The following is a 15,301-nucleotide window of genomic DNA, read 5'->3' as shown; positions in this document are numbered from 1 at the left end:
TCTGCGGCGCTTGCCTCAGGCGCCGCTCTCTTCCAAAAGCGATAACGAGGTGAGCGCCGAAAGCGCGAGCGCGGAAAAGGCGGGCGGGGCCGGCAAGGGCGGTCCGTCGATGACGTTCTGGCTCCAGTTGCGCCAGCCGCCCATCGCGCGCGAAACGCCATAGGCGTGAAACCCGACGCCAAGAAAGCCGGCGATCGCGGTGACCCACAGCCAGGCGCGCGCCAGCGGATGGCGCGATTTGGTCGGTCGTTGAAGGGCAGCCTTGGCCATCAGCCCTGACGCCACCGGCGGCAGCGTCACCGGAACCCACATGAAGGGATTATGGAAGGCGCCCCTGAAATGCAGGAGCGCCGCCTCCGCCACCGTTCCGGCAAGCGCGAAGCTGCTGAGCGCCGCCAGCGCCCGACCCGCGGGCAGGCCAAAGAGCCGCGTTGCGCCAGCGCCGAGGCGCTCCGCGCAAAGGCCGAGGACGCCCGCGACGGAGAGCGCCGCCGGCGCCCCGAGCGGCGCGCCATAGAAGAGATTCAACCAGCTCACCCCACCCGGTCGGCGAAAGACGTCATAGACGTGAAAAGAGGCGCCGATCGCGCCCACCGCAACGGCCATGGCGAAGGAGCTCTTTCGAAAGGCGCGCGCCCGCGCCGCGCCGAACGCGGCGCCTTCGCCCCCGGCAAGCAGCGTCAACGCCGAGCTGATCAGAGGCGCGAACATTCCCGGATTCTCAAAAGACCCTCGATAATGTTCGACGGCGCTGTCAGCGAGGACCGAGGCGGCGAGCAGCGCGGCCGAGCCCTCCAGCGCGCGTGCGCGGCTCGGCAATTCATGCGCGCGCGACAGCCCGGCGGCCTTCCGTGGAAGGACGCCGACGAGACGCGCCCCTTGCGCGCAAACCACTCCCAAGACGAATGCGCCCGCCAGCTTCGGCACCGCGATGCGCAGCCGCTGACTCATTCTTCCCCGCCAGGGAGAACAGAGGCGAGAACCTGCCTCGCCGTTCCCTGTATCAAACGGCTCTGCTCGGGATCTCCCTTGAAAAGAGTCGTTGCAAAATTTCGCGCCTGTTCGAACGAGATATGCGCCGGCAGCGGCGGCACTTCGGGATCCGTTTTGACCTCCAGCACGACGGGACGGTCGCAGGACAACGCTTCCTCCCACGCCGCGGCAAGCCGGTCTGGATCGTCGACGAAAATGCCCTTCAACCCGATCAATTCCGCGAAGCGGTGGTAGGGAACGTCAGGAATATTCTGGGTCGCCTCGAACTTCGGGTTGCCCTCCATGACGCGCTGCTCCCACGTGACCTGATTGAGATCCTCGTTGTTAAACACGCAGCAGATCCAGCTCGGGTTGCTCCATTCGCGCCAGTATTTCGCGACCGTGATCAACTCGGCCATATTGTTCATCTGCATCGCCCCGTCTCCCACGAGGGAGATGACGGGCCGTTCGGGATGCGCAAGTTTGGCGGCGATCGCGTAAGGCACGGCCGCGCCCATGGACGCGAGCCCGCCCGAAAGCGAGCACATCATGCCCGGCCTGATCTTGAGATCGCGCGCATACCAATTGGCGCAAGAGCCGGAGTCTGACGTGATGATGGCGCCGTCCGGAAGCCGCGGCGACAAATCCCACGCGACGAGCTGCGGATTGATGGGGCGCGCCGGCGCCATCGCCCGCTGCTCCATCAGCTCCCACCAGTCCCGCACGTCTTTCTCGATGCGGTCGCGCCAGCCGAAATGGCTCTTTTCTTCGATGAGCGGCAGGAGCGCTTCGAGCGTCGCGGCGGCGTCGCCATGGAGATTGACCTCCATCGGGAAGCGAATGCTGAGCATGGATGGATCGATGTCGATCTGTACGCCCCGCGCCTGGCCCTCGCGCGGAAGAAACTCCGAATATGGAAAGCCGGAGCCGATCATCAGCAAGGTGTCGCACTCCATCATCAGATCATAGCTTGGCTTGGTGCCAAGCAGTCCGATGGAGCCGGTGACCCAAGGCAAAGCGTCCGGCAAGGCGGCTTTCCCGAGCAGCGCCTTCGCCACGCCCGCCTTCAGCTTCTCGGCGACTTCGACGACCTGCTTCGATGCGCCAAGCGCTCCCGCGCCGATGAGCACAGCGACCTTGCGGCCCGCGTTCAAGACCTCGGCGGCGCGCAGCAGATCCTTGTGCCGCGGAACAATCACCGGACGCGAATAGCCGACGCCCGTTCGCACGGATCCATGCTCGCGCGGCGGCTCCTCATATTCGAGGTCTTGCAGGTCGGCGGGGAAAATGATGACGGAAACCGCATGTTCGGCCTTGGCGATACGAATGGCGCGGTCGGTCAGCATCCTGACTTGCGAAGGCGTCTCCGCTTCCTGCACGAAGGCGGCGACGTCGGAAAACATCCGATCAAGGTTGAGCTCTTGCTGATAGTGCGAGCCGCGCGCCGTACGCGGCGCTTGGCCGGAGATCGCGAGAACCGGCATGTGATCGCATTTGGCGTCATAGAGTCCGGTGATGAGATGAGCGGCGCCGGGTCCGCCGGTTGAAAGGCACACGCCCAATTCTCCAGTGAATTTAGCGTGCGCGCTGGCCATGAAAGCGGCCATCTCCTCGTGCCGCACCTGAATGAACTCGATCTTGCCTTTGGCGCGCTGCAACGCCCCCAGCACGCCGTTGATGCCATCGCCGGGATAGCCGAAAATGCGCCGCACGCCCCATTCGTGCAGCCGGCGGACAAAGAAATCGCCAACAGTGCCGCTCATGGCCGTCTCGCTCGATTGTGAAGCTGAAGGACGCTCCGACGCCCGCTATCGGGATAACCGGCCGCCGGTCCGCATGTTCCGACAGCGCATCGGCGTCGTGCGCCCATTGCACCTGAACGGGAACATTCGCTGAGCTTGGGGCTGTGGACGGCGCCATTCGAAATAGGAAGCGCATTTCGCATTGTCGCTTCACGCAGCCGCTCTAACTAATTTGCCGCTTTGCAATCCGTGCGTGAGGCGTCCATGTCGTCCCGGCATAGTCGAGTAGCTGAGACGTTGCTGATCGTATTCATGTTGGCGACAGTCAACGCCACCTTATTCGGCGTGATTTATCGGATGGTGCGCTAGAGGGAAGGCTGCGTCTTCCTGGCTGTTAAGCCGCATGTCCTCCCAAGCGACCAGGGCGTGAGGGAACACTGAGCCCGCGCGTTCGTTTTAGTCTGCAGCCGCCGTTCACACACATTGCAGAGCGTCGAATATCCGATGAATGTCGCTTCCGAAAGAAGTCGGTCCTATTGGACGGATCAGCCGGTCATCGAGGGGGCCGGCCCTCTCCTCAATGACGAACGCGCCGACGTTGTCGTTATCGGCTCCGGCATCGCGGGCATGTCAGTCGCATATGAACTCGCGGCCGCCGGCAGAAAGGTTATTGTTCTCGATCGCGGGCCGATCGGCAAGGGAATGACGGCGCGCACCACTGCGCATCTCGCTTCGGCAAGCGACGACGGATTCGACGAACTTATCCGACTGCGCGGCGAAGAAATCGCAAGCGCCTGGCGCGAAAGCCAGCAGGCCGCCATTGATCGCATCGAGAGCCTGCAACAGACGCTCAACTTCGACTGCGACTTTCGGCGGGTCGACGGCTATCTCTTTGCGGCGAGGGAAGAAGACGCGGCATTTCTGGAGCGCGAATTCATCGCGACAAAAAAGGCGGGGCTGCCTGTCATCAAGCAGATGGGCGCGCCTTTTGTCGGTCATGAATGCACGCTGGCGCTCCGCTATTCCGACCAGGCGCGCGTGCATCCGCTCAAATATTTGCAGGGTCTTGCGCGGGCGATCGCCAAGGCCGGCGGCCATTTTTACGCGAACACGACGGTGGTTGACGTCGTGGAAGACGACGGCGGGGTTCGTGTGGCGACCTCTGACGGCCGGGCTGTGCGCGCCGATTACGCCGTCGTCGCCACGAACGCGCCGATCAGCGATCGCTTCGCCATTCACACGAAGCAGGCGCCTTACCGCACTTACGCCATGGCGTTCGAATCGCCTTCGGGCGCGCTTCCCGACGCTCTCTATTGGGACACGCTCGATCCTTATCATTATGTGCGACTGCAGCCCGGCGACGACGGCCTCGACATCTTGATCGTGGGGGGCGAGGATCATCGCTCGGGCGAGGCGAATGACGCAGATCGCCGCTTTGCGGCGCTTGAAGATTGGATGCGTCGACTGTTGCCGCCGCTGGGCAAGGAGTTGCGCCGCTGGTCCGGCCAGGTGCTCGAACCTGTCGACGGCGTCGCTTTCATTGGCCGCGATCCGGGAAGCGACCGTATTTTCGTCGCGACGGGCGACTCAGGGCAAGGGATGACCCATGGCGCGCTCGCCGGATTGATCATCAAGGACCTGATCCTGACGGGCGCAAATCGCTGGGCCGAGACCTATGAGCCGGCTCGGAAACCCATCAGCGCGATCGGCGAATATTTGAGCGAGAATCTCGCCGCGCCCAAGAACTTCGCCGAATATGTCACGCCCGGCGAGATCGATTCATGGGATCAGTTGAAGCCCGGCGAAGGCGCGATCGTTCGCAGCGGCTTGAGCAAGGTCGCCGCCTTCCGCAATGAAGACGGGAAACTCTTCCTGCGTTCAGCTGTCTGCTCTCACCTAGGCTGTCTCGTGCATTGGAACGCCTTCGAGCGATGCTGGGACTGCCCCTGTCATGGATCGCAATTTGCACCCGACGGCGAAGCGCTCAATGGCCCCGCTTTCGCGCCGCTCCATGAATACAAGCCTTGAGAGCGGATGAGCATGGAACAGGATCCGACATTACTCCTGCTGATGTATTTTGTCGTTCCTGTCTGGCTGATGGCGGGTTTCGCCGATTGGCTGTGTCACCGCGCCACCAACATCGAAACAACCGCTGGCGCAAAGGAATCGATTATTCATCTGCTGCTCTTTGCAGAAGTCGCGGGGCCATTCCTCGCGGTCCTCTTGCTTGAGGTCAATGCGCTTGTGATCGCCTTTATGATCGTGATGTTTTTCGTTCACGAGGCCACCACGCTTTGGGATTTGAGCTATGCTGTCAGGTTACGGAAAATCACCCCCATCGAGCAGCACGTTCACAGCTACCTCGAACTGATGCCGCTGACGGCCGTGCTGATGATCTCGGCCAGGCACTGGCCGCAGTTCCTGGCGCTTTTTGGGCTCGGAGATGAAGCGCCGCGCTTTGATATCGCGTTTAAAGCCAATCCGCTGCCCTTGGCCTATATCATAGGCGCCATTGTCGCAGCGCTGCTGTTTGCGGTTTTGCCGTATATGGAGGAACTCTTGCGCGGCTTGCGCTCAAATCACGGTCGCTTCGTTCCGCTCGCCGCAAGATCGTCCGCGCAATAGTCGAGGCCTGCTATGAAAATTCTTCTCCTGGGCGCGACGGGCCTTATCGGATCGAGCATCCTTGCCAAGCTCCTCTCGGCCGGGCACGCCGTGATCGCGGTTTCGCGCGGACGCGCGAATGTGAGACGGCAGTTTCCACAGGCGCAATGGACATCGCTCGACCTCAGAATGGCGGAGGCGCAGAAATGGGCGCCCCTTCTCGAGGGCGTCGACGCCGTCGTCAATTGCGCCGGCGTGCTTGGCGAAAGCGCCGCCGATTCCACCGACGCCGCGCATAGCCGAGGTCCGGCGACCCTGTTCGCCGCCTGCGAACAGGCTGGCGTCAAGCGGGTCGTTCACTTCTCCGCCGTCGGCGTCGATCGGCAGACGCCGAGCGAATTCTCGAGAAGCAAGGCGGAGGGCGACGCCGCCTTGAAAGCGACGGCGCTCGATTGGGTCATTCTTCGTCCCTCGGTCGTCGTCGGACGCCGCGCTTACGGCGGCAGCGCGTTGTTTCGCGGACTGGCGGCGTTGCCGGCGCTGCCACGCTTCAAGGATGCGGGAGAACTGCAGATCGTTCAGCTCGACGACGTCGTGGCGACCGCGCTCTTTTTCCTCGCGCCGTCGGCGCCCGCGCGTGTGGAGCTGGAGATCGTCGGTCCGCAGCGCATGACCTTCAACGAGGTCGTCGCGATCTACCGCAAATGGCTCGGATGGCGTCCCGCCCTGCTCGTCGACCTCCCCGACTGGCTGATCGACGGCATGTACCGCCTGGGAGATTTCCTCGCTTGGCTGGGCTGGCGCACGCCGATCCGCAGCATCGCAAAACAGGAAATGGTCCGCGGCGCCATCGGCGATCCCACGCCGTGGACAAACACGACGGGACTCAAGCCGCAGCCGCTTGAAGCGGCGCTTATGGCCGAGCCCGCCGACGTGCGCGAAAAATGGTTTTCGCGCATTTACGCGCTCAAGCCGCTCATTTTCGCCGTTACGGCGCTGTTCTGGATTTCGACCGCCTTGGTTTCCTTCGGGCCGGGATGGGAGATCGGGCTGGGGCTTTTGTACGAGGGCGGACTGTCGGGCCCAATCGTGCCGCTGGCCGTGATCGCGGGCGCCACATCCGATCTCATCATCGGGATAGCCATCGCCTTTCGCCGCACATCGAAAATTGCGCTCCTCGCCGCGCTTGTCCTATCCTTCATTTACCTGATCCTTGGCACCATACTCGTGCCGCGCCTCTGGATGGAGCCGCTCGGGCCGATGCTGAAGATCTGGTCTGTGATGGTGCTGAACATCGTTTCTCTGGCGATCGTCGACGACCGATGATTTATCTCCTCCTAAAATATATTCACATCATCGGCGCCGCGGTTTTGCTTGGCACCGGCGCCGGAATCGCATTTTTCATGCTGATGGCGCATTTCTCCCGCTCCGCGCCCGTCATCGCCGGGGTCGCGCGTATCGTTGTAATCGCGGACTTCGTCTTTACCGCTTCCGCCGTGGTGGTTCAGCCCATCACCGGCGTCGCGCTCGCCTGGCTGGCCGGCTATTCGCTCATCGAAGGCTGGATCGCGCTCTCGATCGCGCTGTATCTCTTGACCGGCGCCTTCTGGCTGCCTGTCGTGTGGATGCAGATGCGCATGCGCGATATCGCGCAAGCCGCGGTAGCGGCGAACCAGCCGCTGCCGCAGGTCTACCATCGATTTTTCTGGTGGTGGTTCGCTTTCGGCTTTCCGGCGTTCGGCGCCGTTATGACGATCATATGGCTGATGATCGCCAAGCCGCAGATATTCTGACGCGGGGCGACGGTCTCCGAGCGCGCGACGGTCGCTTATCGCGTGTACCAGACGTAGATGATGGAAAAGGCCAAAGCCAGCGCAAAGCCAATCATGACGTTGCGTATAAAGCCCCCGCCGAACTCATCCATGTTGCGTCTCCAATGGTCGCGCGCCGCAGCGGACAATTTGGCGTAACCCTGCGAATGGCGCAACAGCAGCCTCCCCGCGGCGTCTGCATTTTGTCTCGCCACATTCTTCAGTATAGTCGCGGCGGGCGCTGTTTTGATGCTCGCCGCGCCCGCCGATGCTAGAGCCGCTGGAAGGAAGGATGCCGCGATGAAGGACGATCTCGGCGCGCTGTCCGTCGTTCTCAACCGGAGCACGGAAACGGCGGGACGCCTGTCCGGCGCGAGCTTCGTCGTCAAGGAGAACATTGACGTCGCGGGAAACGTCTCGACCAACGGCCATCCGAAATGGGCGGCGACCCACGCCCCCGCCGAGCGCGATGCGCCCGTCGTCGACCGCCTGCTCGACGCGGGCGCGCGGCTCGTCGGCAGGACGCAAATGGACGAGATGGCCTATAGCCTGCTCGGCGCCAATCCGCATTACGGCACGCCGATCAATCCGGCCGCGCAAAATCGCCACCCCGGCGGCTCGTCTTCAGGCTCGGCGGTCGCCGTCGCCGCCGGCCTCGTCAATTTCGCCATCGGCACCGACACCGCCGGCTCCTGCCGCGCGCCGGCGGCCTTTTGCGGGGTGTTCGGCTTCCGCGCGTCGCATGGCGCGGTTGCGATGGATGGAATCATTCCGCTTGCGCCGTCCTTCGACGCCATCGGCTGGTTCGCCCGCGACATCGGCGTCATGGCCTCCGTCGGCGAGGCTTTACTGCCGGCAAACGCGGAGAACGCCGAGCTCAAAGAAGCCGTGCTGCTCACCGACGCCTTCTCGGGAGTCGGGATGGATTTCGCTTCGGCGGCGGCGGGTCCCGTCGACGCTCTGAAGACGTCCGGCCCCTGGCGCGAGGCGACGCTCGGCGACGACTTCTTCAAGACGGCGCTCGGACATTTCCGAAACATGCAGGCCTTCGAGGCCTGGGCCTCGCATGGCGCGTGGATTTCGGCGAACAGCCCGACTTTTGGCAAGGGCGTCGAGCAGCGTTTCGCCTATGCGGCGAAAATCACGCCTGACCAAAAGAAAGCCGCCGAAGCCTTCCGCGACGACGCGCGCAAGAAAATCGACGCGCTCCTCGGTTCGCAAGGCTTCCTCGTGTCGCCGACGGCGCCGTTTCGCGCGCCGCTGCTCACCGAAAGCGAGGAAACGCTCGACGCCAAGCGCTATCAGATGATGCGCCTGTTTCTCATCGCGAGCTTCTTTGGCCTTCCGCAGATCAGCATTCCCCTTCCGACGACCGATGCGCCGGTTGCGCTCTCTTTCATCGGCCGGCGCGGATCGGACCACGCGCTGATCGCCCTTGCGCAGCGCTTCTGCGCGCAGATGAAGAAGTCTCTTTAAGTTTTTCTCCGTTATGCAACCGGTCGTCCTTCCCGGCAGGCGAAGGCCTGACCGGGATTCCAGAGCAAAATCCTCTCAGCGTCGCAACTCTGGATTACGATCGCGCTTCGCGCGCCGGGGATAATATGGCGGAAGCCGCCAGACACGTAATCACTCGCTCAGCGGCGGCCCGTGTCCGAGCAGATCCTTGATCCGCCCCGTCAGCCGCTCGCGCACGTCGCGATAGGCGTCGAGAATGGCCTCACGCGAGCCCTGCGCGGCGGTCGCGTCGGGCGTCGGCCAGTAGACGACGTCGACGGCCATCGTGCGCGTAAACTCGAGCGCCTTGTGATGCGCCTCTGGGGAAAGCGTCACGATCAGATCGAAATTCGAATCTTCGAGATCTTCAAACGTGTGCGGCCTATGCGCTGAAATGTCGACGCCGATCTCGTCCATTGCCGCTATGGCGAAAGGGTCGGGGGCCCCGCGCTTCAGACCGGCGGAAGCGAAATAGGTTTCGCGGCCGAAATAATACCGCGCGATCGCCTCCGCCATCGGCGATCGGACAGTGTTCAGCGTGCAGGCGAAGAGAATGGATTGGGGGCGCGCCACGTTGCTCACGCGATCTCATCGCTGACTCTGCGCCGACTGACGGTCTTGTTCGATGAACGCCGCAAGCTCCTTCGTCTGCTCCGTGAACAGCTGCAGTTCATTGATGTCGAGCGGCTCGCTCACATGCTGCATCAGCAGCAGATCTCGCCCTTCAGAGAAGGCCGGCGCCAGCCCACAATAGAAAAATCCCTGGCGGCGCGCGCTCTCAACCAGAAGCGGCAAGCCCGGGTCGTCGACATGCGCGGAAAGCTGCAGGGCGCGCGCGCCGAGGCCGCTGACGTCGCTCACCGCCTGGCTCAGTTCGATGCTGGCGTTCGATCCGATCGTCTCGAAGCGAATCCTGCCGTAGCCCCATGGGTTGACCATGACGCTCGTCATCGACCGAGTCTCCGCTGGCGTTTCGCGCTCGCGTAGAGAAACGCCGACGCCGAGGCGGCTGTACGTCGCCGCCATGACGTCGCGATACGCCGGCGGCGCGACGATCTCGGACGCCCGCGCCGTCTGCAGGAAACGGAACGTCAGCAGAAAACTCTGGCGCTGTCCGGCCGTCGGCACGGGCAAATCCTTCGAATGCGAGTTTTCGGGCGCGGCGCCGAGCAGGATCGCGCATGTCGGCATGCCGGCCCGCTCGTCGTTGCGCTGTGAGAATGTATGCGTCGTAACCGGCTCGGCGTAGATCCCGACGAGCCCGAGTTTCGCCGCCTCGTCGGACAGCCGCTCGGTCATGCGCTCCAGGAGATGACGTCCCCGGTAGGACGGAAGCACGACAGCTTCGCCGCGCTCCGCGATCGCCGCGCCGGGCTCGCGCTCGAGCGCGACATGCCCGATGACCTCGCCGCGCGCGTCGCGGGTCACGACCGGAATGAGCTCTCCGCTTTGGACTTTCCGCCAATAGCGATGCGGGGAAAAGACTTCCCGATGAACGTAATTATGTCCATAGACCGCGAGAAAGCAGCGCGCGATCGCCGCCGAGTCGTCCTTCTGAGGCACGTCGATCCGCACCGTTTCCGTCGTCTCTGCGGCCTCGGCGATCGGCTCTTGCTTATGTTCCGCCGCTTCGCGAGAGGAATCGAAACCGCGATGGATCGTGATCTCCCATCCGTCGACGCCGCGTTCCCGGTAAGACAAGCCCGCGTCTTGCCGCACCTGCGCGCTGAGCGAACCGACGACGGCGGAAAAACGGGAATGGCCGTTGAGCAGAATCCGCGCGCGCGCCTCGCCTTTGGGAGAGGACAGAAGAACCGCGGCGCGCTCGGCGTTCGTGCGCGACCCGCAAAGAATCCGCCATATTTGCGCGGCGTCGGCGGCGATCAGGCTCGCGGTCATCGGCGGCACCCCTTCGATCAGCGACGCTTCGCGAACGAAAGCGCGGAGCAGCTCGCCCCCTTCCGCTTCCATCGACAGCCGCAGCTCGGCGAAATGATCCGAATTACTTTTGCCCATGCGGATTAGTCCATGATGACAATGTGACAGCGCCGAACGCTGCGCCGCGCAGCGCTCTCATCATCGGCGACCGAGCGCGGCGCTCAGCCCTTCCAGTGCAGCGCCGTGATCAGCGTGAAGATGCGGCGCGCCGTATCCTGATCCGTGTCGATCTTGCCTTTCAAGCGTTCGAGGAGAAGCTGCGCGCCTTCGTTATGGAGGCCGCGACGCCCCATGTCGATCGCCTCGATCCTGCTCGGGGTCGCATGGCGGATCGCCGCGTAATAGCTTTCGCAGATCATGAAATAATCTTTGAGAATGCGCCTGAAGGGCGTCAGCGAGAGAATGTGCGTGACGAGACAGACGCCCTCCGCGTCGCAGATCTTAAAAACCAGTTTCGCGTCGACGAGCGAAATCAGCAGCGCATAAGGTCCGCCTTGATGGCCAATCAGCGCGAAACTGTTTTCCTCGATGAGATCGTAGATCGCGATGGCGCGCTCATGCTCCTGATCCGCCGAGCCGCGGCCGATCGAGTTTTCGTCGAGCGTGACGGAGATCAGCCGCTTCGACTCGTTTGACTCCACCCTCACGCCTCGAGCTGATTGAGGCGGATCGACACCGAACGCGCGTGGGCCTGCAAGCCTTCGGCGTCGCCGAGCGTCACTGCGGCGGCGCCGATGGCGCGCAGCGAATCCGCATCGCATTTCAGGATCGACGTGCGCTTGACGAAGTCGAGCACGCTCAGACCCGACGAAAAGCGCGCCGAGCGCGCCGTCGGCAGCACATGATTCGAGCCGCCGACATAGTCGCCGACGGCTTCCGGCGTATAGGCGCCGATGAAGATGGCGCCGGCGTTGGAAACGCGCGCGGCGAGGTCCTCGGCGTCTTCGCTGATGATCTCGAGATGTTCCGCGGCGATGCGGTCGGCGAGCGGAAGCGCGTCGGCGAGCGTCTTCACGACGATCGTCGCGCCATAGTCGCGCCAGGAGGCGCTAGCGATCTCCTTGCGCGAAAGCGTCGAGAGATGCCTCTCGACGGCGGCGACAACCGAGTCGGCGAGCGAGGCGTCGTCGGTGATGAGAATCGACTGCGCGGATTCGTCATGCTCGGCCTGCGCAAGCAGATCGGCGGCGATCCAGTCGGGATTGGCGGTCGCGTCGGCGAGGATCAGCACTTCAGAGGGGCCGGCGATCATGTCGATGCCGACCTGACCGAAGACGCGGCGCTTCGCCGCCGCCACCCAGGCGTTGCCCGGCCCGACAATCTTGACGACGGGCGCAATCGTCTTCGTGCCATAGGCCAGCGCCGCCACGGCTTGCGCGCCGCCGACGCGGTAGATCTCGTCGATGCCTGAACGCTTGGCGGCGGCGAGCACGAGCGGCTCCACATGGCCGCCGGGCGTCGGGACCACCATGACGATGCGCTTCACGCCCGCGACCTTCGCGGGCACGACATTCATCAGCACGGAAGACGGATAGGCGGCGGTGCCGCCGGGCACGTAGAGCCCCACCGAGTCGAGCGGGGTCCAACGCCAGCCAAGCTCGACGCCGGCGGCGTCCCGAAAGCGCAGATCCTGCGGCTTCTGCCGCTCATGGAAGGCGGTGATTCGCTCAAGCGCCAGATCGAGGGCCGCGAGCTGCTCCGCGGAACATTTGGCTTCCGCCGCCGCGACCTCCTCGTGGGAGACCGCGATGCCGGTCGCCTCAAGGTCGATGCGGTCGAAGCGCTTGGAAAAGTCGACAAGCGCCGCGTCGCCGCGGGCGACCACGTCCTCGATGATGCCGCGGACCGTATCGTCGACATCCTGCGACGCCTCGCGCTTCATGGCCAGCAGCGACGCGAAACGCTGTTCGAAATCGGGCGCCGCGGCGTCCAAACGCAAGGTCATGATCCTCTCCAGCCGGGAAGTCCGGCTGTCATGGCCCTCGGGGAGCGTGCTCGTCAAGTTCGCCGCTGAAATCATGGTTCGGCCGGGCGGCGACCTTCCAGCGCGGACCGACGTCGCAAAGCTGCGCCTCGACGCATTCGACGTCGAGCGCGATCGACGCGCCGCCGGCGAAAAACAGCCGGATGACTCCCGACGGCGGTTCGGGATCGGGCTCGAAAGTGACCGCCAGAAGTTCGAGGATCGCGTCGGGCTGGTCGCGGCAGATACGCTGGCAGCGCACGCGCTGCACGCCTTCGAAATGGAGTCCGCAGCGGCAGCGCTCCAGTCGCCCGTCGAGTTCAGCGGCCCAGTCGAAACGCGATCCAACCAGGGCGAACCGGCGCTTGTCGGCTAGAAAGGCGATGTCGCCAACGCGCACCAGGGCGTCCTGCAAATGCGCCGACAGGAGCGAAAGATCTTCGCTGTCGAGCGCATGCAGACGCAAGGCGAGCTCACAAGGCCGATTGGGTGGTTCCATGTCCTCTCCTCCTTCGCCCGATATGGCGAAGGAGGGGAAGGCCCGCAACCCTATAGGCGACCCCTGGCTAAGTTAATGGGATGTTCTCGTTTCCACGCCCGCCCCTTTTCTTGCCCGATCCCGACGAATTGAACGCGGCGCTCGCGGTTCAGCTCGCCGCTGATAGCTCTCAAGGCGTCGCGCGAGAAAGATCAGGCTGGAAGTTTTGATCGAACGATCCGCCTTCCTACATCCTGAAGGTCCTGCCGACGGAGACGCATGAAATCGCCGAACGTCTTGGCGCTCCTTCGCGCGCATTTGGTTGGAGATTCACCGCGATCAGCTTCGTAAACGCCGCCATTTCGGGTGCGGTCTGTGTGCGCTGAGAAGTCGAAAAGTCGCGAAAAGTGTCGTATCGAGGCATAAAAGGGAATGCGCACGACGCGGCCCATGCCGTTGAGCGTCAAGAGATAATGCTTACCAATCAAGAGATTAGATTCTCCGTGGCGCCGATGATGGATTGGACGGATCGGCACTGCCGATACTTCCATCGGCTGCTGTCGCGCCGCGCGCGCCTGTACACGGAAATGCTGACGACGGGCGCGGTGATCCATGGCGATCGGGCCCGGCTGATGGCGTTTGATCCGTTTGAGCAGCCCGTCGCCCTGCAGCTCGGCGGCGCCGAACCGGCCGCGCTCGCAAAGTCGGCGGCGATTGTCGAGACATTCGGTTACGCGGAAGTCAATCTTAACGTCGGCTGCCCCTCGGATCGCGTGCAGAACGGCGCATTCGGCGCCTGTCTGATGCGCGAGCCTGCGCTGGTCGGCGACTGCGTCAAGGCGATGAAGGACGCCGTCGACATTCCCGTCACGGTGAAATGCCGCATCGGCGTCGACGATCAGGAGCCGGAGCAGGCGCTCTTCGCGCTTGCGGAAGCCTGCGTCGAAAGCGGCGCCGACGCGCTGTTCGTCCATGCGCGAAAGGCCTGGCTCAAGGGGCTCTCGCCAAAGGAAAACCGCGACGTCCCGCCCCTGGACTACGCCCTCGTGCACCGTCTCAAGCAGGCCATGCCGGACGTCCCGATCGCCATCAACGGCGGACTGACGCGCATGTCGCAAATGCAGGAGCAACTCAGTTTCGTCGACGGCGTGATGATCGGGCGCGCGGCCTATCATGACACCGCCCTGCTCCTTGCGGTCGATCAGCAATTGTTCGGCGAGCCCGCGCCGGCGGCAGACCTCTTCGAGGCCGTCGGCGCCTTCCTTCCCTATGTCGAGCGGCAGCTCGCACAGGGGGAGCGGCTGGCCGCCATGACGCGCCATCTTCTCGGGCTATTTGCTGGAATGCCGGGCGCGCGGTCGTTCCGCCGACGGCTGGCGCTCGAGGCCGTTGCGCCTGGCGCCGGAATTGAAACCCTACTCGACGCCGTCGGCGAAGTGCGCGCCGCTCGGGCGCGCTTCGCCGAAACGGCGAAACTCGCGGAACCGGCCGAAACAAACTGACGGATCACGCTGCCGACAGCGCCGCCAGAGCGGCGATCTCGGCAAGCTGCTGCGCGGCGCCAAGCACATCGCCCGTGTAGCCGCCAATCTGCTTTTTTGAGAGGTTGGTGATAAGCGCAGCGACGACGAAGGCGGCGAAGATCGCGACCGCGATCTGGATGAAGCCGGCGCCGGCGAGCCACGGCGCGAGACCAAAGCCGGCGGCGACAAGCCAGGCGCGAGTCCAAATCTCGCGCGAGGGCGCAGCGACGGTCGCGCCCAGACCATCAGCGCGCGCTGGCGGAAGCCACATTATCGGCGCCAATCCAGCGACGCGCGACAAGGCGCCCGCGAAGATGAGGGCGCCGGCCGCGAGCGTCCCGCTTCGCTCCAGAATCGACGCGAGCGCCGCGACGCGCAGCAGGATCGAGAAACACAATGCCAGGGCGCCATAGGTCCCAACGCGGCTGTCGCGCATAATGGCGAGCTTCGACTCGCGCGTCGCGCCGCCGCCGAACCCGTCCGCCACATCCGCGAGTCCGTCCTCGTGCAGCGCGCCTGTGGCCAGCGCGAGGACCGCGACCACGACGAGCGTGCAGACGAGCGCAGGAAGATGACAGGCGCGCGCCACGATCAGACCCGCGGCGGCTGTGGTCCCGATCAAGGCGCCGGCGATCGGCAGCGCAGGCGCCATGCGCGCGAAATCAAGCGGCGCATGCGCGCCCTCCCCGATTGAAAGGCGCGTATAGAATCGCAAAAAGCTCTGGACGTCGGCGAGGAGCGCGCGCTGCATCGGTTCTACTTTCGGCGCCGCGTCG

At 64.0% G+C, this 15,301-nt stretch carries 15 protein-coding genes; 6 read left to right on the top strand and 9 right to left on the bottom strand.

Features of this window, described 5'->3' with window-relative positions; genetic code table 11:
- Positions 1-15 precede the first annotated feature (15 nt).
- Together BN69_RS17315 and BN69_RS17310 are read right to left on the bottom strand one after the other, a co-directional pair.
- On the bottom strand, positions 16-951 hold the full coding sequence (locus BN69_RS17315; protein ID WP_014892950.1) for a hypothetical protein: 936 nt from the start codon (positions 949-951) through the stop codon (positions 16-18).
- Complete coding sequence (locus BN69_RS17310; protein WP_014892949.1) at positions 948-2,735, bottom strand: thiamine pyrophosphate-requiring protein; 1,788 nt, start codon at positions 2,733-2,735, stop codon at positions 948-950. Before BN69_RS17310 ends, BN69_RS17315 begins: the two co-directional genes overlap by 4 nt.
- Before the next feature lie 483 nt (positions 2,736-3,218).
- On the opposite strand from BN69_RS17310, the gene BN69_RS17305 reads away from it, so the two are divergent.
- Genes BN69_RS17305 through BN69_RS17290 form a run of 4 tightly spaced genes read left to right on the top strand, consistent with a single transcriptional unit; the run spans position 3,219 to position 7,111 of the window.
- Positions 3,219-4,742, top strand: coding sequence for an FAD-dependent oxidoreductase (locus tag BN69_RS17305; RefSeq protein ID WP_014892948.1), 1,524 nt, complete (start codon positions 3,219-3,221; stop codon positions 4,740-4,742).
- A 12-nt stretch (positions 4,743-4,754) separates the two neighbouring features.
- Positions 4,755-5,339, top strand: a complete 585-nt coding sequence (locus BN69_RS17300) for a hypothetical protein (RefSeq protein ID WP_014892947.1) — start codon at positions 4,755-4,757, stop codon at positions 5,337-5,339.
- A gap of 12 nt (positions 5,340-5,351) precedes the next feature.
- Positions 5,352-6,644: an SDR family oxidoreductase gene (locus BN69_RS17295; RefSeq protein ID WP_014892946.1), complete on the top strand. Its 1,293-nt coding sequence runs from the start codon at positions 5,352-5,354 to the stop codon at positions 6,642-6,644.
- On the top strand, positions 6,641-7,111 hold the full coding sequence (locus BN69_RS17290) for a DUF2269 family protein (RefSeq protein WP_014892945.1): 471 nt from the start codon (positions 6,641-6,643) through the stop codon (positions 7,109-7,111). The genes BN69_RS17295 and BN69_RS17290 overlap by 4 nt, the downstream gene beginning before the upstream one ends.
- Positions 7,112-7,146: 35 nt before the next feature.
- On the opposite strand, the gene BN69_RS19525 is transcribed toward BN69_RS17290, so the two are convergent.
- A complete protein-coding gene (locus BN69_RS19525) occupies positions 7,147-7,305 on the bottom strand; it encodes a hypothetical protein (RefSeq protein ID WP_158491330.1) in 159 nt (52 codons plus the stop codon).
- A 124-nt stretch (positions 7,306-7,429) separates the two neighbouring features.
- Between BN69_RS19525 and BN69_RS17285 the strand changes: the two genes are divergently transcribed.
- Positions 7,430-8,605 (top strand): amidase, encoded by a 1,176-nt coding sequence (locus tag BN69_RS17285; protein WP_014892944.1) that lies wholly within the window; start codon positions 7,430-7,432, stop codon positions 8,603-8,605.
- Between the two features lie 150 nt (positions 8,606-8,755).
- Here BN69_RS17285 and BN69_RS17280 read toward each other — a convergent pair whose 3' ends face one another.
- From BN69_RS17280 to BN69_RS17260, 5 genes are all read right to left on the bottom strand, one after another.
- Positions 8,756-9,205, bottom strand: a complete 450-nt coding sequence (locus BN69_RS17280; RefSeq protein ID WP_014892943.1) for an arsenate-mycothiol transferase ArsC — start codon at positions 9,203-9,205, stop codon at positions 8,756-8,758.
- Between the two features lie 6 nt (positions 9,206-9,211).
- Complete coding sequence (locus BN69_RS17275) at positions 9,212-10,639, bottom strand: GNAT family N-acetyltransferase (RefSeq protein WP_014892942.1); 1,428 nt, start codon at positions 10,637-10,639, stop codon at positions 9,212-9,214.
- Positions 10,640-10,722: 83 nt separating this feature from the next.
- Entirely contained in the window at positions 10,723-11,202 is a 480-nt protein-coding gene (locus tag BN69_RS17270; protein ID WP_014892941.1) for a UPF0262 family protein, read from the bottom strand.
- A gap of 2 nt (positions 11,203-11,204) precedes the next feature.
- Positions 11,205-12,506, bottom strand: coding sequence for a histidinol dehydrogenase (hisD, locus tag BN69_RS17265; RefSeq protein WP_014892940.1), 1,302 nt, complete (start codon positions 12,504-12,506; stop codon positions 11,205-11,207).
- 28 nt (positions 12,507-12,534) lie between these two features.
- On the bottom strand, positions 12,535-13,023 hold the full coding sequence (locus tag BN69_RS17260; protein ID WP_014892939.1) for a DUF2948 family protein: 489 nt from the start codon (positions 13,021-13,023) through the stop codon (positions 12,535-12,537).
- Between the two features lie 452 nt (positions 13,024-13,475).
- Here BN69_RS17260 and dusA point away from each other — a divergent pair, with 452 nt between their 5' ends.
- Positions 13,476-14,504, top strand: coding sequence for a tRNA dihydrouridine(20/20a) synthase DusA (gene dusA, locus BN69_RS17255; protein WP_041927029.1), 1,029 nt, complete (start codon positions 13,476-13,478; stop codon positions 14,502-14,504).
- A 4-nt stretch (positions 14,505-14,508) separates the two neighbouring features.
- Here dusA and cobS read toward each other — a convergent pair whose 3' ends face one another.
- Positions 14,509-15,276, bottom strand: a complete 768-nt coding sequence (gene cobS, locus BN69_RS17250; protein ID WP_014892936.1) for an adenosylcobinamide-GDP ribazoletransferase — start codon at positions 15,274-15,276, stop codon at positions 14,509-14,511.
- Positions 15,277-15,301 lie beyond the last annotated feature (25 nt).

Origin of the sequence: Methylocystis sp. SC2, from assembly GCF_000304315.1 — a bacterium.
Taxonomy (GTDB): domain Bacteria; phylum Pseudomonadota; class Alphaproteobacteria; order Rhizobiales; family Beijerinckiaceae; genus Methylocystis.
Note: the sequence above shows the minus strand (reverse complement) of the source record. Positions and strands in the feature narration are given on the sequence as shown.